This window comes from Roseomonas sp. CCTCC AB2023176 (assembly GCF_042259275.1).
Classification (GTDB): Bacteria; Pseudomonadota; Alphaproteobacteria; order Acetobacterales; family Acetobacteraceae; genus Roseomonas.
Genome location: NZ_CP170086.1, coordinates 3,493,364 through 3,511,297 on the forward strand (window position 1 = coordinate 3,493,364; position 17,934 = coordinate 3,511,297).

Below are 17,934 nucleotides of genomic sequence, written 5' to 3' on the forward strand. Positions count from 1 at the left end.
GAGCCCGTCAGGCCGCCTTCGCCTCCCGCCGCCGCGCGTGGAGGATAAACTCTGTGTACCCGTTCGGCTGCGTCGTCCCCTTTAGCACCAGGTCGCAAGCCGCCTTGAACGCCACGCCGTCATACGACGGCGCCATCGGCGCGTAGGCCGGGTCCCCCGCATTCTGCTTGTCCACGACGGCGGCCATGCGCCGCATCGTCTCCATCACCTGTTCCTCCGAAACGATGGAATGCCGCAGCCAGTTCGCGATGTGCTGCGCGGAAATCCGCAGCGTCGCCCGGTCCTCCATCAGCCCGACATCGTGGATGTCCGGCACCTTGGAACACCCGACGCCCTGGTCGATCCACCGCACGACGTAGCCCAGGATGCCCTGCGCGTTGTTGTCCAGCTCCGCCTGCACGTCGTCCGGCGACCAGTTGGTGTCCTCCGCCAGCGGGATCGTCAGCAGGTCGCCCAGCTTGGCCCGACGCCCGCCTGCCACCAGCTCCTCCTGCCGCTTGGCGACATCGACCTGAAGATAATGCAGCGCGTGCAGCGTCGCCGCGGTGGGGGAGGGGACCCAGGCCGTGTTCGCCCCGGCCCGTGGATGCCCGACCTTCTGCTCCAGCATCGCCGCCATGTTGTCCGGCGCCGCCCACATGCCCTTGCCGATCTGCGCCTTTCCACGGAGGCCGCAAGCAAGCCCCACATCCACGTTGTTGTCCTCGTAGGACCCGATCCACGCTGCCTTCCGCATGTCGTTCTTGCGGACCATCGCCCCGGCTTCCATGGACGTGTGGATCTCGTCCCCCGTGCGGTCGAGGAAGCCGGTGTTGATGAACACCACGCGCTGCCGTGCCACGTAGATGCAGTTGGCGAGGTTGACGGAAGTCCGCCGCTCCTCGTCCATGATCCCCATCTTCATCGTGTTGCGCGCCATGCCCAGCGCGTCCTCGACCTCTCCGAAGAGACGCACCGCCCACGCCACTTCCGCCGGCCCTTGCATCTTCGGCTTGACGACGTACATGGACCCCGCGCGCGAATTGGCGCGCCGCCCCTGCGCCCCGATATCGTGCAGCGCGATCAACGCGGTGACGTAGGCATCCAGGACCGTCTCCGCCGTCTCATGCCCGTCCAGCAGCACAGCGTCCGTCATCATGTGGTGCCCGACATTGCGCACGAGCATCAGCGACCGACCCGGCAGCACCACGCGCCCCCCGCCCGGCGACACCCAGGAACGGTCCTCGCTCATCCGGCGCGTCATCGTGCGCCCGCCCTTCTCGAACGACGCCTCCAGGTCCCCGCGCATCAGCCCGAGCCAGTTCCGGTAGACCAGCACCTTGTCCTCGGCATCCACCGCCGCGACCGAATCCTCGCAGTCCATGATCGTCGTCAGCGCGGATTCCAGCACGACGTCCGACACGCCCGCCGGATCGCTCGCCCCGATCTGGTGCGACCGGTCAACCTTGATCTCGAGGTGCAGCCCGTTCCGCACCAGCAGGATCGCCGTCGGCTCCTCCGGCGTCCCGGAATATCCCTGGAACGCCGCAGGATCGGCCAGCCGCGCATCCGTCCCGTCCTGCAGCCGCACCACCAGCTTGCCGTCCACCACGCCGTACCGCGCCGCCTGCGCGTGGCTGCCATGGTCCAGCGGCGCCGCCTCATCGAGCACCTGCCGCGCCCGCGCGATCACCAGCGCCCCACGCGCCTGATCGTAGCCCTTAGCCCCGCGCTCCCCGGGGATCGCATCGGTGCCGTACAGCGCGTCGTAGAGCGAGCCCCACCGCGCATTCGCCGCGTTCAGCGCGTAGCGCGCGTTGTTCACCGGCACGACCAGTTGCGGCCCCGCCATCCGCGCGATCTCGGCGTCCACATTCGCCGTCTCGACGGAGAACGCCGGCGGCGGATCCAGCAGGTACCCGATCCCCCGCAGGAAGGCCTCATAGGCCTCCGCATCCACCGGCCGCGCCGGATTCGCCCGGTGCCACTGGTCCAGCCGCCCCTGCAGGGAATCCCGCTCCCCCAGCAGGTCCGCATTCACCGGCCCGAGCGTCCGCAGCGTCTTTTCCATCGCCGCCCAGAAGGCTGCCGCCTCCACCCCCGTCCCGGGGATCGCCTCCTCCTCCACGAAGCGGCGCAGGCTCGGCGCGACGGTCAGGCCTTCGGTCATTCGTCGTTTCCCCGTGTGCTTGGGTGCGTGGTTCGGCGGCGTTGCAGCGGCGCGCCCCCATAATCTGCCGGCCCGGGAGCGCCAAGGGATGCGGCCCCAGCCACGGCGGCCCGCCCGCCGCGCCGCGACCGCCGCGGGCGGGATGCCCCACATGATATGAGCAGAGGCCAGGCCCCCTCCGTCCTCGCCTGCGAGGGCCGCCCCACCCACCGCAGGACACCGTCGGCAGCTCAGGAGCCACCTTGCCCCGCGAAGGCCGCATCCGACGGCCCGCGCCGACGCGGAGAACCAATCCCGCCCAGGTCTCGCCGAGACCCCGTCGGCGCACCGGTAGCGACACGCGTGACCGATCCCGCCCCGCCGCGACACGGTTCCGCGACGTCGCCCCGCTACCTGGACCCCACGACGCCGCGTCCCGCCCCGGGCCGGCGCGCCACCCGGAGGACCCCGCCATGCCCCAGCCCACCCGCCGCGTCGTGCTCGCCGCCAGTCTGACCACGGGGCTCTCCGCCGGCCTCGCCGCGACCCTCTCCCGCACCGCCTCTGCTCAGGAAGCCCCGGTGCGCCTTTTCCGCGTCGTGGGCGCCCGCGACGAGGTCACGATCGGCCTCACCGCCGCCGACCTCGATGCCATGGGCGACGCCCCCGACGCCGCCCGCCTCGCCCGCAAGCTCGTCGCCGACGGCCAGCTCACCGCCTGGCAATACGTCGTGGGCCGCGCGCCCGACGGCAGCACTCGCCACGCCGCCACGCGCCAGGTCGCGATCCTCCGCAGCGACACCCTGCGGATCGAGCCCTACACCGCGGCGATCCCCGTCGCGGCTCCCCCGGCCCGCTGACCGGACGGACATGGCCCCGTTCCCCGTCGATCCGGCGACCGCGATCGCCGGGGCCGCCGCCCTCGCGGCCGTCCTGATGGTCGCCGTTCCCCGCCCGTGGCTGCCCGCGACGATGATCGCCGTTCTGCTCCTGCCCGTCCTTGCCTACCTCGGCGTGATCGGCTGGGAGATCGCGACGCGCCCGCCGGAGCCGAATGCGGCCCGCAACGCCCTCCTCGGCTTCATGCTCATCTCCTCCGTGGCCGCACTGCCCTGGCTGCTCGTCTGCGGCGTGGCCTTCGCGGCCGGGCTCGCCCTCCGCGCCGTGCTGCGCCCGCACGCTCGCCATGGGAACGGCGGGACCGGCCTCCCACGCGGCTAGCCGGCCGCCGCCGCCCGCCCGCCTCGGCGCTCCCGTCGCCGGCGGCCTGACACGGGCCTGCCTCGCGCAGGACGCCCGACGCCCCTGACCCAGCCCCCCGCCTTGCCTAGCCCCTCCGCCGGCGCGACCCTACCCACATGACCGACGCCCCCGTCCCCGACCGCGGCAACACCCTCGCGACCTACACCCCCCCGCCGCACGTCACGGGACATTGGCAGGTCCGCAAGCCCGCCGCCCGCGGCCGGGGCGTCGTTTGCTCCCAGTCCCGCGCCGCGGCGGAAGCCGGCGCGGCGGTCCTGGAAGCCGGCGGCAATGCTGCCGACGCCGCCGTCGCCGCCTGCTTCGCGCTGGCCACCGTCGAGCCCTGGAACTCCGGCCTCGGCGGCATCGGCTTCGCCATCGTCCAAAAGCCCGGCGAGAAACCGCAGGTCGTCGATTTCGGCCCCGTCTCCCCCGCCGCCACCGACCCCGCCGACTACCCGCTCACCGGCCGGACCAAGACCGACCTCTTCGCCTGGCCGGAGGTCGAGGGCGACCGCAACGTCCACGGCCCGCTCTCCTTCTGCATCCCTTCCTCCGTCGCCGGCTACGACGCGCTGCGGGAACGCTTCGGTACCGGCATCCCGGTGCGCGACCTCCTCGCCCCCGCCGCCGCCCTCGCGCGCCGCGGCTTGGCGCAGGACTGGTTCACCCTCATCAAGGTCGCGAACTCCGCCGCCATCCTGCGGAACTACCCGGAAAGCGCCCGGATCTACCTCCCCAACGGCCTGCCGCCCGTCCCGCCCTACCAGGGCAATCCCGGCTTCTTCCGCCAGGGCAACCTGCCCGACACGCTGGACCGCCTGCGCCAGCACGGCCTGCGCGACTTCTACGAGGGCGGGATCGCCGCCGACCTCGCCGCCGACTTCGCTGCCATGGGCGCGAAAGTCAGCGCGGGGGACCTTGCGGCCTGCCGCGCCACCATCCGCGACACGACGCCGCTCGACTGGCGCGGCACCCACACTGCGCACACCGCCGGCGGTCTGACCGCCGCCCCGACCATGGCCGCCGTCCTGCGCGACATGGCGCAGATCACCCCCGGCGCCGCGCCCGACGCCGCTTGGTACCGCGCGCTCGCCCGGATCATGCGCGCGGCCTACGCTGACCGCCTCTCCGGCCTCGGGGCAGGGGAGGGTGCGGCCAAGGAAACCGCGGAAACCTGCACCACCCACCTCACGGTGATGGACAAGGACGGCCTGGCCGTCACCGTCACCACGACGCTGCTCTCCTCCATGGGCTCCCGCGTCGTCCTCCCGAAGACCGGCGTGCTGATGAACAACGGCATCCACTGGTTCGACCCCACGCCGGGTTCGGCCAACGCCATCCGCCCCGGCGCCCGCCCCCTCTGCAACATGTCCCCGGTCATCGTGACGCGCGCCGGCGACGACACCCCGCTCATCGCCACCGGCGCCTCTGGCGGCCGCCGCATCCTCGCCTCCGTCTACCAGATGCTCGCCTACGTCCTCGACTTCGGCATGGACCCGGAGACCGCCGCCCACACCCCGCGCCTCGACGTCTCCGGCCCCGACGGCGCCACCGCTGACCGCAACCTCGGCGAAGCCGTCATTGCCGCCCTCGCCGCCGACGGCCCCGTCGAGGTCGTGGAACACGCCACGCTCCCCGTGAACTTCGCCTGCCCCAACCTCATCCGCCGCGACGGTGACGCCTGCACCGGCATCACCGACGCCATGTCCCCCTGGTCCGCCGCGATCGCCGCGGGATGACGCTGCGCAGCGCTCTCCTCCTCCTCGCCCTGCTCGCCCCCCTTGCCGCGGGCGCGCAGGACCGGCCACTCGCCGCCTTGGTCCCCGCCCCGCCCATGGCGGCCCCCGACGCCATGGAAGGCCCGAACTCACCGGCCGCGGACCCCGCTCGGAGGGCGACGGACCCCGAGCCGGGCACGGCCGCTTCCAGGACAACCGACCCCGTGCCTGGACCACCCCTCCCCACGAACGACGGCCCCGTCGCGGGGGCGCCCGACCACGCGCCCGACCACGCGCCCGACCCCGCGCCCGACCCCGCGCCCGCCGACGCGACCGGCGCGCCACCATCGTCACCCGGCGACGCCCCCGCAGCACCGCCTGCCTCACCCGCCGACGCGACGGCCCGGGCCACCCCGCCTGGGTCGGCCGGAGACCCCACCACGCCCACACCGGCACCCGCCGAAGCCGCAGCGCCGACCCTCACCGACGAAGCCCGGGAAGCCGCCCTCGACGCCGCCTGCGCCGCCGACCCCGCCCGAATCGCCGCTGCAGCGCAGGCCCCCGACCTCGCCGACGCCATGTTCGCCGCCTTCGTGGCCTGCCTCCCCGGCCTCGAGGACGCTACCCCCGCCCAGCCCGAAGCCCTCCGCCTCCTCCTCGCCCGCGGCGCCCGCCCCGACGCGTCCGTCGAGGGCGACGCAGCCGCCGGCATCGCCGCCGTCCTCGACCGCGACGACATCCTCGGCCTCCTCGCGCCCGGCACCCCGCAGGCGAGCCTCCCGCCCGACCGCGCCGCCCACTGGATGCGCCGTCGCCTCGCCCGACTGAACGCCGACGCCACCGACGACGACGGCGACCCGAAGGTCACGCCCTTCCGCCTCGGCCCGCAGGCCGAGGGCTGGGAGGTCCGCGGCCTCTGCGGCAACGCGAACTGCGAACTCCTCCTCGTCGTCATGGAGAACCGCCGCCCCCGGATCATCCTGGAGGATTCCGGCCACACCCTCCGTCCCGCACGCACGACCAACCGCGGCCTCTACGACCTGACGATCCAGGCGCGATCCGGCGCCGCGACGCACACGCTGACAACCTGGCGCTACGACGGCACGGCCTACCGCCGCCACCGCTGCGCCACGACGACCGTCACGCAGGACCCCCGCGGCCGCGAACGATCCCGTACGATCAACAACCGCTGCGCCGACGCACCCTGACGCCAAGCGCGCGACGTCACGGCGAGCCTGCTAGACCGCCCCATGCCCCTCACCATGCCGGAGGAAATCCTCCTCCTCACCCTCGACGACGAAGGCCGCCCCGTCGGGGTGCCGGCCCCCGCGCTCGACCTCGCCGTCGCCGGCGCCGTGCTGATGGAACTTGCCCTCCACGGCCGCGTCGATTCCGACCCCGACCGCCTCTACCTCGCCTCCCGCACGCCCACCGGAGACCCGCTCCTCGACGACGTCCTCGCCCGCATCGCCTCGGACCGCGACCGCGACTCCCGCTGGTGGATGGAACGCCTTTCGAAGGACGCCGCGGCCTTCCGCAGCGCCTTCCTCGACCGGCTCGTCGTCCGCGGCGTGCTCCGCCGCGTGCAGGGCCGCGTCCTCTGGTTCCTGAACGAGCGCCGCTACCCCGTCCTCGACGGCACGCAGATGCAGGAGGTGCGCGCCCGCCTCCGCGCCGTGCTCCTCTCCGGCGAAATCCCCGACCCGCGCGACGCCCTGACCATCGGACTCTGCCAGGCCACCGGCCTTGTCACCCTCATCCTCTCCGACGACGAACGCACCGCCGCCACCGCCCGCATCGCGGCCGTCGCGAGCCTCGAGGAAATGGGCCGCTCCCTCTCCGCCGCGACCCGCGACCTCTACGCCGCCATGACCGCCTACGGCGCCTCGCCCTGACGCGGCCCGGCTTGATGCTCGCGGCGTCCGGAGGTTGCACGGGGTGGCCCCGGAGGAAGGCTCTGCCTTCCTCCGGACCTCCATCCGCCAGGGGAATCGTCCCCTGGACCCCGGCTATTGAACGCCCCCGGCTGAGGGGTGGTCTCCAATAGATTTAGGTCCAGGAGGCTAGCCTCCTGGTGGGTGGAGGGTGCGGTAGGAGGGCAACGCCCTCCTCCCGGAGTCACCGGCGCACCCCGAATGCCGTGAGCATCGAGCCGCGTCAGGCCGCCACCTTGGCCCGCACCCAGCCCGCGACGTTCTCCGCGATGCCAATGCGGCCGCGGCGCGCGTCGGCGTCGCCGGAGAAGCGGACGTGTCCCGCGTTGATCCCGTCATACATCTCGACGAGCAGCCGCGAGTAAGCCGGCCCGACGCCCGCGCCGGTCAGGATGCCCTCCCAGGCCTCGTGCGGCGGCTGCACCGGCGCGACGGCACGGCCCAGCGCCGCCCCCATCGCCTCGGCGACGTCGCGCGGCGACGTCGGCTCCGGCCCGGACAGCTCCACGACCTCCGGCGGCGAGGCCTCCAGCAGCAACTCCGCCGCCACGTGCCCGATATCGGCCGCGGCGACCATCGCCCGCTTCCCGTCCACCGATGCCAGCATCGTCGGCAGCACGCCCTGCGCCTCCGCAAGCGGCAGCAGCCCGGCCCAGTTCTCCTGGAAGTACGTCGCCCGCAGGAAGGTCACGTGCCGCGCCGCCCCGCGCAGCGCCGCCTCGGCCCGATGCAGCCCGACGATCGGCCCCGTCCCGTCCGGCAGGTGCGCCCCTTCCGACGACAGCAGCACCACCCGCCCGATCCCCGTCGCCCGCGCCGCCGCCGCCGCCGCGCGCCCCACCGCCTCGTAGTGTGCGAGCGGATCAGGATGCGTCACGGAAGGCGGCACCATCACGTAGGCCCCCTCCGCCCCGTCGAAGAGGCGCCGCAGTGCCCCCGCATCCTCCGCGTCGCCTTCGACCAACTCCACGCCCCGCGCCGTCCAGCGCGACGCACGTCCCGCGTCGCGCACCAGCGCCCGCACGCCCTTGCCGGCGCGCAGCAGCGTCTCCGCCACCGCCGCACCCGTATTCCCCGTGATCCCGATCACCGCGAACATCGCACTGCACCCTTTTCCGCACCGGCGCCCACGCGCCGTTCGATGGGAAACTGGACCCGGGCTTGCCATCCGCCCACTGCATCCTTGATATCCATCCCATGCGTCAGGTGAATTTACGCGCCCTCGACCTGAACCTCCTCGTCCCGCTCGACCTGCTGCTGGACCATCGCAGCGTCACAGCCGCCGCCCGCGCCGCGAACATGAGCCAGCCCGCCATGTCCCGCGCCCTCGGCCGCCTGCGCGCGACGCTCCGCGACCCGCTCCTCGCACGCGGCCGCGACGGCCTCGTTCCCACCCCCGCGGCGCAGGCGCTCCACCCCGCCCTGAAGCGCATCCTGTCCGAGGTACAGGACCTCGTCTCCCGCCGCCCGTTCACCCCGGCCGAATGGCGCGGCGCCGTCCGCATCGCCGCGACCGACCACCAGACGACGCTCCTCCTCCCCCACCTCATGCGCCGCATCGCGCAGGACGCCCCGGGCCTGGACGTCACCGTCCTTCCCTTCGTCGCCCCGATGCTCGACGAACTCCGCGACGGCCGCCTGCACCTGACCTTCGGCATCGAGGAGAACGCCGTGCCCCCCGGCCTGCGCCAGGAACCCCTCTACCGCGACACCTTTGTCACGCTCCTCCGCGCCGGCCATCCCGCGCTGGCCGACTGGACCGTCGAGCGCTTCGCCGCGCTTCCCCACGTCCTGGTCACCGTCCTCGGCGTGGGACGCGGCGCCTATGACGAGGAACTGGCCCGCCGCGGCCTCTCCCGCCGCGTCGCGCTGCGCCTGCCCCATTTCGCCGCGGCGATGGAGGTCGTCGCGCGCACCGACCTCGTGGTCACGCTCCCCCGGACCATCGCCCTCCGCCACGCCGCGTCGCTCGGCCTCGCTACCGCGGAGCCGCCCATCCGCCGCCCCGCCTTCACCACGACGACGATCTGGCCCGACGTCCTCGACGCCGATCCCGGCATCACCTGGCTCCGCGGCATCATCCGGGAAGAAGCCGCGGCGATCGAGGGGGTCGTCCCCCTCCGCCCCGCTACCCCGCGTTGTCCAGGCAGTACCGCGCAACCTGCTCATGCGTCGCGAACCAGACCTTCCCGCGCGCCTTGATGTGCTGCACCAGACGCTCCAGCAGCGCGATCCGCGACCGGTGCCCGATGACGTGCGGATGCATCGTGAGCAGGAACAGCCCGCCCTCGTCGTAGGCCATGTCGAACTCGGCGCGGAAGATCTCCTCGACGCCAGACGGCGGCGTGTAGGGCCGGATCGCCGAGAACCGCAGCATGTTCATGTACGGCGCATCGTCCCGGATCCACTCCGGCGGCAGCTCGACGACTCCCGTTGCCTCGCCATGCATCATCAGCTCGTAGGGCTCGTCATCCGCCATCAGCGACGAATCATACAGCAGCCCCATCTCCCGGATAATCCCAAGCGTATCCGGGGAGAAGTCCCACGACGCGGTGCGGATGCCCAGGGGCCGCTTCCCCGACACCTTCTCCAGCGTATCCGCCGCCCGCATCGTCAGCTCACGCTCGACGCCTGGCGGCAGCGCCGTGTTCGCCTCGTGGATCCACGAATGGATCCCGATCTCGTGCCCGTCCGCCACGACCGCCCGCACCTCCTCCGGATGCAGCAGCGCGGACACCGCGGGATAGTAGAAGGACGCGGGGATCGAATGCCGCTCCAGCAGCGCCCGGATGCGGGGCACCCCCTTCCGGTTGCCGTACTGCCCCTGGCTGATCCGCATCGGCGACGCATCGGCGTCCCGCAGCGGGATCGTCTCGTGGTCCGCATCGAAGGACAGCGCCACGCAGCACCGCGCCCCCTCCGGCCAGGCCCGCGGCGCGAGCGACCGCCCGGCCCGCGCCGCCTCTACCAGCCCGCGCCAATGCGCCTCAGGCCATTCCCAGGGCTTCGACTCGCTCTTCGCCTGTCCGCTCACGCGACCTCCTACGTCAAGACGGCGATCGCCCCCGAGAAGGTCAGGCTGTCGCTGTCGGTAGGATAGTAATACGGCAGCGAGTTCCCGTAGAGCTCCTGCATCCCGAACAGCGGGTCGAGGACCGTGATCTGCCCCGTGGTCGGATTTGCCCGCCCGATCACGACGAAGTGCCCCGTCAGCGCCGACGTGCCATCCCAGGCCAGGAAGGCCAGAACCGGCTTCCGCTCGCCTACGTGCTTCGCCAGCGCGCCCTTGAAGCCCGCCATGTCCCCGGGATACCGCTGCACCGCGTTCGGCATGCCCATCTGCGCCATGACCCGCGACAGGTTGTTGATGTTCGCGCCGGCCTGCGGCGTCCACGGCTCTGGAAAACGCTTGGAGAGCTCGATCACCCCGCCCTCGTCGGCCAGCGGGTCCGCCCCGTTCGCGTTCGCCCACATGATGAGGCAAGCCGCAGGCCCGCAGGTGACCGGGTTCTTCTGCGCGCAGGTCCGATAGATCCGCCCGCCGACATCCGTCACCAGGGTCATTGCCGTCATCGGTCTCTCCTCGATTCGCGCCGGGATCGTCGGCCCGAACGCGTCACGCCGCCATCGAAACGTTGCCGAACATCGTCTCGGCCGAGGCCGACCACGACGCCAGGTCCATCCCGTTCGGGAATCCGCTGACCGTCGGCCCCTCGAAGCGGAAGGTTTGGCTCCCGCCCGCGAACTGCGTCTGGATGCCCGCCGTCACCGGCACGCCCCAGGTCCGGGCAAGCTTGCCCACCAGCTCCTTTCCCTTCGGTCCGCCGCCGACGTTGCAGCCCAGCAGCTGCACGCAGCCGAAGCCAACGAAGATGCGCCGGATCATCAGCAGCGCCATCGCGCTCTCCTCGAACCTGTCGAGGGAGATGGAGGCCATGTGCGGCGCCCCGTTGATCTCGCCGCCCGTGACGTTCTGCACGCCCTTGCCGCCATGCCCGTGGATGCGCAGCAGCATCACCTTGCCCGTCTGCGCGCGCGAGGCGATCTGCGACATCGCGAACAGCAGCCCGTTCGACTGCCCGTAGACGATGATCGGGTCGCCGCCGGCGTCGCGGATGTCCTTCGCCTCGTAGGTGATGAGCGACGGGTCGGTCCCATCCACCAGGTCGATCGTCTGGAACCCGCTCACCGCCATCAGGCTGTTCCAGGTCTTCGGCCCGATGACCCCGTCCGCGACGAGCCCGCGTCCGCCCTGGTACCCCGCGACCGCCGCCCTCGTGCGCGGCCCGAACTGCCCGTCGCAGGTGATCGTCGCCCCGCGCCCGTGCCGCCGCATCAGGACCTGCCCCGTCGTCACCGCCGGCAGCACGTCGCCCTGCCGCAGGAAGGTGAAGGCGCGCGTCGCGCCATCCAGCTCCAGTCCCATCGTCTCGTTTCCACCGTCGTTGCGGGGACATCGTTACAGACCCGTGCAACCCGTGGTCACGCAACCTCGTGTCGCGCCTGTCGCGACGCGCCGCGGTGCCGGCCTGGCCGGAGCAAGCCGCGGCCCGCGCGCATCGCCATCGCCTCACGCCATCGCCTCACGCCGTCGGCGCCATCTCCGCCGGACGATACAGCCGCACGATCCCCGTCAGGTTCTCCGCGCCCCATCCCCGCGCCATCGCATCGCGCAGAACGCCGCGCGTTGCCGCCGCCATCGGCGCCATCCCCTCCGCCGCGGCATAGCCCATGTCCTTCTCGACCAGTTCCACCGGGAACAGCGGCGGAAAACGCTCACCCAGCATCGCCAGACCCGCGGCCCGCGCCGCCGGACTCGCGACAGGCGTCGTCCCGATCGCGTCCAGCGCCGCCGCCACGTCCACGCCGGCGCGCCCCAGCACCCCGATCTGCTCCGCCAGCCCCGCCACCTGCACCGCCAGCATCGCGTTCACCGCCAGTTTCACCGCCGCCCCGGCGCCCACATCGCCGAGGTGGTGAAGCGCCCCGCCCGTGGCCGCCAGAACCGGCCGGACGGCCTCCACGTCGCGCGCCGCGCCGCCCGCAAGGTGGATCAACGCACCCGCCTCCGCCTGTGGCCGCGAGCCCACGACCGGTGCGTCCACGAAGCGCACGCCGCGCGCCGCCGCTTCCGCCGCCAGCGCGCGCACCGCCGCCACCGTCAGCGTGGAGCATTCCACCGCGACCGCCCCCGGCGTCATGCCCGCCAGCGCCCCGTCCGCGGCATCCAGCCACACCCGCCGCGATGCCGGATCGTCGCGCACCATCGCGATCACCACCCCGGCGCCCGCGGCGGCGGCCCGTGGCGTCCCCGCGATCCGCGCCCCCGCCTGCCCCAGCGCCTCCGCCTTCCCCGCGTCGCGGTTCCACACCGCCACGTCATGCCCCGCCGAGACGAGCCGCGCCGCCATGCGCGCCCCCATCGCCCCCAGCCCCAGGAATCCGACCTGCGCCATCGCCCTGCTCTCCCTCATGCCACGCCACCGATCGGCGCTGCCGAACCCCTATCCGTGCTGCCGGGTCCAAAAAAACGCGGAACCGGACCGCAGTCCCGTGCGAAACTCGCACGAATGGACCTGCCCTCCCTCCGTCTCCTCTTCGACGTCGCCCGCCGCGGCTCCTTCGCCGCCGTCGCGAAGGACCGCGGCACTGACCCGTCTTCCGTCTCCCGCGCCGTCGCCGCCCTGGAAGCCGAGCTCGGCCTCCGTCTCTTCCAGCGCACGACGCGCCGCATGGCGCCCACGGAGGCCGGCGACCGCTACCTCCGTCGCATCGAACCCCTCGTCGAGGAACTCGACCGCGCCAACGCCGAGGCCCGCACCGCCACGGCCGGTCCCACCGGCACGCTGCGCCTGACGTCCTCCGTCTCCTTCGGCCAGGTCCGCATCCTCCCGACGCTCCCGGCCTTCCGTGCCCGCTACCCCGACCTGCGCCTGGACCTCCTGCTCACCGACGCCAACCTCGACCTCGTCGCCGAGCGCGTGGACCTCGCCATCCGCCTCGCCCCTGCCGTCGAAGGCGACCACGTCGCCGCGAAACTCGCGGACACCCGCTACCGCGTCGTCGCCAGCGCGGCCTACCTGCACCGCCAGGGCAAGCCCGCGACTCCGCACGACCTCGCCGCCCACCGCTGCCTGCTCTTCCCCATCCGCGAGTTCCGCACCCGCTGGACCTTCCGCGACGCGACGGGCCGCACCGAGGGAATCCCCGTCGAAGGGGACATCACCATCTCGTCCGCGATGGCCCTGCGCGACGCCGCCATCGCCGGCCTCGGCCCCGCCCTGCTCGCCGACTGGCTCGTGGACGCGCCGCTCGCCGAGGGCACGCTCCTCGACGTCTTCCCCGAGCACGACGTCACCGCGACGACCTTCTCCACCGCGGCCTGGCTGGTCTACCCGTCCCGCGCCTACCTGCCGGAGAAGGTCCGCGCGATGATCACCCATCTCCGCGCCACCTTCGCCCGCGCGGAGGCACCCCCGCGCTGACTTCCGCCCCCGCCCACCCCGCGCCATCCTGCGCCGGCCCTCACCGCGGACCCGAGATGACCGAAACCGACCCCGCGCGCATGTCCGCGGAAACGCTGCTCGCCCTCTACGCCCGCCGCGCCCTCTCCCCCGTCGAGGCCCTGCAGGCCATCCTCGAGCGCATCGCCCGCCACAACCCCGCCATCAACGCCTTCGCCGTCATGAACCCTCGCGCCCTGCAAGCTGCCGGCGAGTCGGCGCAACGCTGGGCCGCCGGCCGGCCCTCGGCCCGCTCGACGGCATCCCCTGCACGGTGAAGGACCTGCTGAACCTGTCGGGCTTCCCCACCCGCCGCGGCAGCCGCACCACCGACCCCGCCCCGCAGAAGGAAGACGCCCCAGCCGTCCTCGGCCTGAAGGCCGCCGGCGCCGTCATCCTCGGCAAGACCACGACGACCGAGTTCGGCTGGAAGACTCCCGGCGACTGCCCGCTGCACGGCATCACCCGCAACCCCTGGAACACACAACGCACGCCGGGCGGCTCCTCCTCCGGCGCCGCCGCAGCGGCATCGGCCGGCTTCGGCCCCCTGCACGTTGGCACCGACGCCGGCGGCTCCATCCGCATTCCCGCTGCGTATTGCGGCATCGTCGGCTTCAAGCCGACCTACGGCCGCATCCCCCAATGGCCCCACGGCGCGTTCAGCGCGGCGGTCGCCGTCGCCGGCCCCATGACGCGCACCGTCCGCGACGCCGCGCTGATGTTCTCCGCCATGGCCCGCGCCGATGCGCGCGACCCGCTCTGCCTGCCCGACGACCCCCGCGACTGGCGCCAGGGCATCGAGTCCGGCGTCCAGGGCATGCGCATCGCCCTCGTCCGCCGCTGGGGCTTCTCGCCGCCCCTCGACGAGGACGGCGAAACCGCCCTGCAACGTGCCGCCGACGCCCTCCGCGCCGAAGGCGCCAGCGTGGAAGACGTGGACCCCGACCTCCCGGACACCCGCGCCATCTTCGGCCGCGTCTGGGGCGTCGCCCTCGCCCGCCTCGTCGCCAGCACGCCGGAAGACCGCCGCGGGGACCTCGACCCCGGCCTCCTCGACGTCGCGCGGCACGAGGGCTCCATGCTCGCCACCGACTTCCTCGGCGCCGATGCGATGCGCGTCGAAACCGCGCATCGCATGTCGCTCTTCCACCAGCGCTACGACCTGATCCTGACCGCCGCCACCCCCACCGCTGCCTTCGCCGCCGACGCCCCGACCATCAAGCCCACCGAAGCCCTCTGGCGCGACTGGGCCCCCTGGACCTTCGCCCAGAACCTCTCCCGCCAGCCCGCCATCGCCCTCACCGTCGGCCTGGACGAGGACCGCATGCCCCGCGCCGTCCAGGTCGTCGCCGCGCAGGGCCGCGACGACCTCGCCCTCCGCGGCGCCCGCACCCTCGAACGCGCGCTCGAGATGCCCGAGGCCGATCCCCTCGGCGCGTAGCACCCGGCCTTGCCCCACCGCGGCGCCCGTGCACGCTGCACCTCGCGTCCAGAAACCGAAGAATGCGGCTCGCCACCTGACGCCCCCGGGCCGGCACGACGACGCCCACCACCTCGGCACGCCGGCCGTGCCCACGGCGGTCACCCGCGTGAGCCTTTTGTCCGAAACCCGCCCGCACCCCGCGAAGCGACTCCCCTCGCGCCCCGCGCCCCCGCTACCCTCGCCCGCAACCGGCGGAGCGACCCATGGACCACCCCATTCCCCCGGGAAGCCCCCGGGCGCCGAGGCGCACGACGCCGCCTCGCACCGCGGCGTCATCGCCTGCCAGGCCTATTCCCACGGCCGCGCCGTCGCCCAGATCCCGATCGAGCAGGCCGGCGACTGGTCCCGACGCCCCGACCACATGGTCTGGGTCGGCCTCTTCGAACCCGCCGGGCCCTTGCTCGCCGAGGTCCAGCACCAGTTCAACCTCCACGACCTCGCCGTCGAGGACGCGGCCAAACCCCACCAGCGCCCCAAGGTGGAAACCTACGGCGACAGCCTCTTCATCGTCGCCCGCACCGCGCAGATGATGGGCGGCAAGATCGCCTTCGGCGAGACCCACCTCTTCGTCGGCGACGGCTACGTCGTGACGGTCCGCCATGGCCCCTCGTCGTCCTACGCCGCGGTCCGCGCGCGCTGCGAGTCCTGCCCCGCGACGCTCAGCCACGGCCAGGACTACATCCTCTACGCCATCCTCGACTTCATCGTGGACAACTACACCCCCGTCCTCGAATCCATTGCCGAGGAAGCGGAAGCGATCGAGGACCGCGTCCTCGCCGGCAGCCTCACGCAGACCGACGTCGAGCGCCTCTACACCCTCCGCCGCGACCTCCTCCGCCTCAAGAACGCCGTCGGTCCCTTGGGCGCCGTCGTCCGCCGCCTCGAACACGCCCCGATCTTCAGCCGCGACCCCGCGATGCTCCCCTTCCTCCGCGACGTGGACGACCACGTCCGCCAGTGCCAGGAGGAAATCGAAACGCTCCGCGAAGTCCTCGCCTTCGCCTTCGAAGCCAGCCTCCTCACCGGCCAGTCGCAGCAGACCGAAGTCTCCCGCCGCCTCGCCGCCTGGGCCGCCATCCTCGCCGTCCCCACCGCCATCGCCGGGATCTACGGCATGAACTTCGAATACATGCCCGAACTGAAATGGGACGGCGCCTACTTCGCCGTCCTCGCCGCCATCGTCGCGATATGCGCCACCCTCTACTGGCGCTTCCGCCGCGCGGGATGGCTGTGACGGACCACGCGAACGAGCCGACGGAAGGCCAGCATCACGCCTCCCGCGGCGACGTGCGCTCCAGCTTCCGCGTGTCCCGCCCCTGAAACCACACGAGCGGCCGCCGCTCCCGCTCCGCCTCAGGCATGGCCAGGACGGCGCGAAACTCTTCCAGCACCCGCGCCGTGATCAGCGCGAGCTCATGGGGCGGCGTCTCCCCGATCGGGTACCACCCGAGGTGCTCCAACTCCCCGCTGCCGCCGAGGCTCCCCACCGCCGCCCGCGCCGGCGCCATCAGGAACCGCGCGTTGAACCGGACCGGGCTCTGCGGCGGCGTCAGCGCCCGGCAGAGATACCGCAGCGGCGCGAGGTCCGGCAGCAGCCGCCCCTTCTCGTATCGCCCCATGATCAGCCCGGTCTCCTCGTGCAGCTCCCGCACCGCGGCGACTGCCAGGCCCTGCGCCAGCTTCGGGTTGGCCCGCAGTTCCAGCGCCCGCCGCGTCCCGTCCTCCAGCTCCGAGGCGATCGGCAACCGCCGGTCCATCGGGTCCACCCGCCCGCCGGGGAACACGAGCCGCTGCGGCATGAACCGGTGCCGCGCGGAGCGCACCCCCATCAGCACCTCGATTCCGCGGTCCCCCTCGCGCCAGAGGATGATTGTCGCCGCGTCCCGCGGCCGCGCCGTCGTCTCCGGCCGCGGCTCCCCGTCCGCGGTGAAGTCGGTCTGCCGGATCGGCCGGTCGTCGCCCACGTCAGACCGGATCCCAGGCGAAGACGTCGGGCGAGCGATCCAGCGCCACGAACCCCGCCCGCAGCGCCGGCAGCGCGTGCTCCGCGATCAGCTCCGGCGTCCACCCCTCGGACCGATGCACCGACCGCACGGGCCGGTGCTGCGAGAACAGGAAGATCTCGTTCATCCGCGGCGAGAACACTTGCCCGTTCACGTCCCCCGCCGCATCGCTCGCCAGGAACACCGCGAGCGGCGCGTTCTTCTCCGGCCCCATTGCCTGCAGCTTCGCCACCCGCGCCTTCTGCTCCGGCGTCTCGGCGGGAATGGACGACGTCATCCGGCTCCACGCGAAGGGCGCGATGCAGTTCGACCGTACCCCGAAGCGCTGCATGTCCAGCGCGATGGACTTGCTCAGCCCCACGATGCCCAGCTTCGCCGCGGAATAGTTCGACTGCCCCGTGTTGCCGATGAGCCCGGAGGTCGAGGTCATGTGGACATATGCCCCGGACCCCTGAGCCCGGAACGGCTCCGCCGCGGCCCGGGACACGAAGAAGCTGCCGTTCAGGTGCACGTCGACGACGGCGCGCCATTCCTCCGCCGACATCTTGTGGAAGATCTGGTCCCGCAGGATGCCCGCGTTGTTCACGACGATGTCGAGCCGCCCGAAGGCTGCCATCGCCGTCGCGACGATCCGCCGCGCGCTGTCCCAGTCTGCCACCGAATTCGTGTCCGCAACCGCCGTCCCGCCGCGCTGCTCGATGATCGCGACGGTCTGCTGCCCCGGCGTCGCCGAGGTCTCGCCGATCCCGGTGAGCGACGCCCCGATGTCGTTCACGACGACCCTGGCACCCGCGAGCGCCATCGCCACCGCGATCTCTCGCCCGATGCCGCCGCCGGCCCCGGTCACGATCGCGACCTTCCCCTCCAGCATCATGCGCCCGCCCTGCCTCGCCCCCGTGACGGCTGCCCTTGTAGGGGGA

The 17,934-nt window shown here is 72.8% G+C and carries 18 protein-coding genes; 10 read left to right on the plus strand and 8 right to left on the minus strand.

The features are described 5' to 3' along the window. Positions 1 to 7 precede the first annotated feature (7 nt). Positions 8 to 2,149 carry a malate synthase G gene (locus ACE7GA_RS17480; RefSeq protein ID WP_376089173.1) on the minus strand — a complete coding sequence of 714 codons (2,142 nt, stop codon included), beginning with the start codon at positions 2,147 to 2,149 and terminating at the stop codon, positions 8 to 10. Positions 2,150 to 2,601: 452 nt separating this feature from the next. On the opposite strand from ACE7GA_RS17480, the gene ACE7GA_RS17485 reads away from it, so the two are divergent. From ACE7GA_RS17485 to ACE7GA_RS17505, 5 genes are all read left to right on the plus strand, one after another. Then, entirely contained in the window at positions 2,602 to 2,988 is a 387-nt protein-coding gene (locus ACE7GA_RS17485; protein WP_376089177.1) for a hypothetical protein, read from the plus strand. 10 nt (positions 2,989 to 2,998) lie between these two features. Beyond that, the gene (locus ACE7GA_RS17490; protein WP_376089180.1) at positions 2,999 to 3,349 is read left to right on the plus strand and encodes a hypothetical protein; all 351 of its coding nucleotides are present in this window, start codon (positions 2,999 to 3,001) and stop codon (positions 3,347 to 3,349) included. 137 nt (positions 3,350 to 3,486) lie between these two features. Continuing rightward, complete coding sequence (locus ACE7GA_RS17495; protein ID WP_376089183.1) at positions 3,487 to 5,112, plus strand: gamma-glutamyltransferase; 1,626 nt, start codon at positions 3,487 to 3,489, stop codon at positions 5,110 to 5,112. Beyond that, positions 5,109 to 6,299, plus strand: coding sequence for a hypothetical protein (locus ACE7GA_RS17500; protein WP_376089186.1), 1,191 nt, complete (start codon positions 5,109 to 5,111; stop codon positions 6,297 to 6,299). The genes ACE7GA_RS17495 and ACE7GA_RS17500 overlap by 4 nt, the downstream gene beginning before the upstream one ends. A 42-nt stretch (positions 6,300 to 6,341) precedes the next feature. Next, positions 6,342 to 6,986, plus strand: a complete 645-nt coding sequence (locus ACE7GA_RS17505; protein ID WP_376089189.1) for a GPP34 family phosphoprotein — start codon at positions 6,342 to 6,344, stop codon at positions 6,984 to 6,986. Positions 6,987 to 7,248: 262 nt separating this feature from the next. Here the strand turns inward: ACE7GA_RS17505 and ACE7GA_RS17510 are convergent, their stop codons facing one another. Next, complete coding sequence (locus ACE7GA_RS17510; RefSeq protein WP_376089192.1) at positions 7,249 to 8,124, minus strand: NmrA family NAD(P)-binding protein; 876 nt, start codon at positions 8,122 to 8,124, stop codon at positions 7,249 to 7,251. 98 nt (positions 8,125 to 8,222) lie between these two features. Between ACE7GA_RS17510 and ACE7GA_RS17515 the strand changes: the two genes are divergently transcribed. Next, entirely contained in the window at positions 8,223 to 9,227 is a 1,005-nt protein-coding gene (locus ACE7GA_RS17515; protein ID WP_376089195.1) for a LysR family transcriptional regulator, read from the plus strand. Here the strand turns inward: ACE7GA_RS17515 and ACE7GA_RS17520 are convergent. The 4 genes from ACE7GA_RS17520 to ACE7GA_RS17535 form a co-directional block, all read right to left on the minus strand. Further along, on the minus strand, positions 9,154 to 10,059 hold the full coding sequence (locus ACE7GA_RS17520) for a polysaccharide deacetylase (RefSeq protein ID WP_376089198.1): 906 nt from the start codon (positions 10,057 to 10,059) through the stop codon (positions 9,154 to 9,156). The two genes, ACE7GA_RS17515 and ACE7GA_RS17520, sit on opposite strands and share 74 nt — an antisense overlap. An 8-nt stretch (positions 10,060 to 10,067) precedes the next feature. Further along, positions 10,068 to 10,598: a hypothetical protein gene (locus ACE7GA_RS17525; protein WP_376089201.1), complete on the minus strand. Its 531-nt coding sequence runs from the start codon at positions 10,596 to 10,598 to the stop codon at positions 10,068 to 10,070. Positions 10,599 to 10,641: 43 nt separating this feature from the next. After that, the gene (locus ACE7GA_RS17530) at positions 10,642 to 11,451 is read right to left on the minus strand and encodes a peptidoglycan-binding protein (RefSeq protein WP_376089204.1); all 810 of its coding nucleotides are present in this window, start codon (positions 11,449 to 11,451) and stop codon (positions 10,642 to 10,644) included. Positions 11,452 to 11,608: 157 nt separating this feature from the next. Continuing rightward, positions 11,609 to 12,481 (minus strand): NAD(P)-dependent oxidoreductase, encoded by an 873-nt coding sequence (locus ACE7GA_RS17535; RefSeq protein WP_376089207.1) that lies wholly within the window; start codon positions 12,479 to 12,481, stop codon positions 11,609 to 11,611. A gap of 114 nt (positions 12,482 to 12,595) precedes the next feature. Here ACE7GA_RS17535 and ACE7GA_RS17540 point away from each other — a divergent pair, with 114 nt between their 5' ends. The 4 genes from ACE7GA_RS17540 (at position 12,596) to ACE7GA_RS17555 (ending at position 16,245) form a co-directional block, all read left to right on the plus strand. After that, positions 12,596 to 13,510 (plus strand): LysR family transcriptional regulator, encoded by a 915-nt coding sequence (locus ACE7GA_RS17540; protein WP_376089210.1) that lies wholly within the window; start codon positions 12,596 to 12,598, stop codon positions 13,508 to 13,510. Between the two features lie 80 nt (positions 13,511 to 13,590). Beyond that, entirely contained in the window at positions 13,591 to 13,806 is a 216-nt protein-coding gene (locus ACE7GA_RS17545) for a hypothetical protein (protein WP_376089213.1), read from the plus strand. Next, positions 13,803 to 14,969 carry an amidase family protein gene (locus tag ACE7GA_RS17550; protein WP_376089216.1) on the plus strand — a complete coding sequence of 389 codons (1,167 nt, stop codon included), beginning with the start codon at positions 13,803 to 13,805 and terminating at the stop codon, positions 14,967 to 14,969. Before ACE7GA_RS17545 ends, ACE7GA_RS17550 begins: the two co-directional genes overlap by 4 nt. A gap of 148 nt (positions 14,970 to 15,117) precedes the next feature. After that, a complete protein-coding gene (locus tag ACE7GA_RS17555) occupies positions 15,118 to 16,245 on the plus strand; it encodes a magnesium and cobalt transport protein CorA (protein WP_376089219.1) in 1,128 nt (375 codons plus the stop codon). A gap of 34 nt (positions 16,246 to 16,279) precedes the next feature. On the opposite strand, the gene ACE7GA_RS17560 is transcribed toward ACE7GA_RS17555, so the two are convergent. Together ACE7GA_RS17560 and ACE7GA_RS17565 are read right to left on the minus strand one after the other, a co-directional pair. Beyond that, complete coding sequence (locus ACE7GA_RS17560; RefSeq protein WP_376089222.1) at positions 16,280 to 16,975, minus strand: NUDIX domain-containing protein; 696 nt, start codon at positions 16,973 to 16,975, stop codon at positions 16,280 to 16,282. Position 16,976: 1 nt separating this feature from the next. Then, entirely contained in the window at positions 16,977 to 17,888 is a 912-nt protein-coding gene (locus ACE7GA_RS17565; RefSeq protein WP_376089227.1) for an SDR family NAD(P)-dependent oxidoreductase, read from the minus strand. Positions 17,889 to 17,934: the final 46 nt, after the last annotated feature.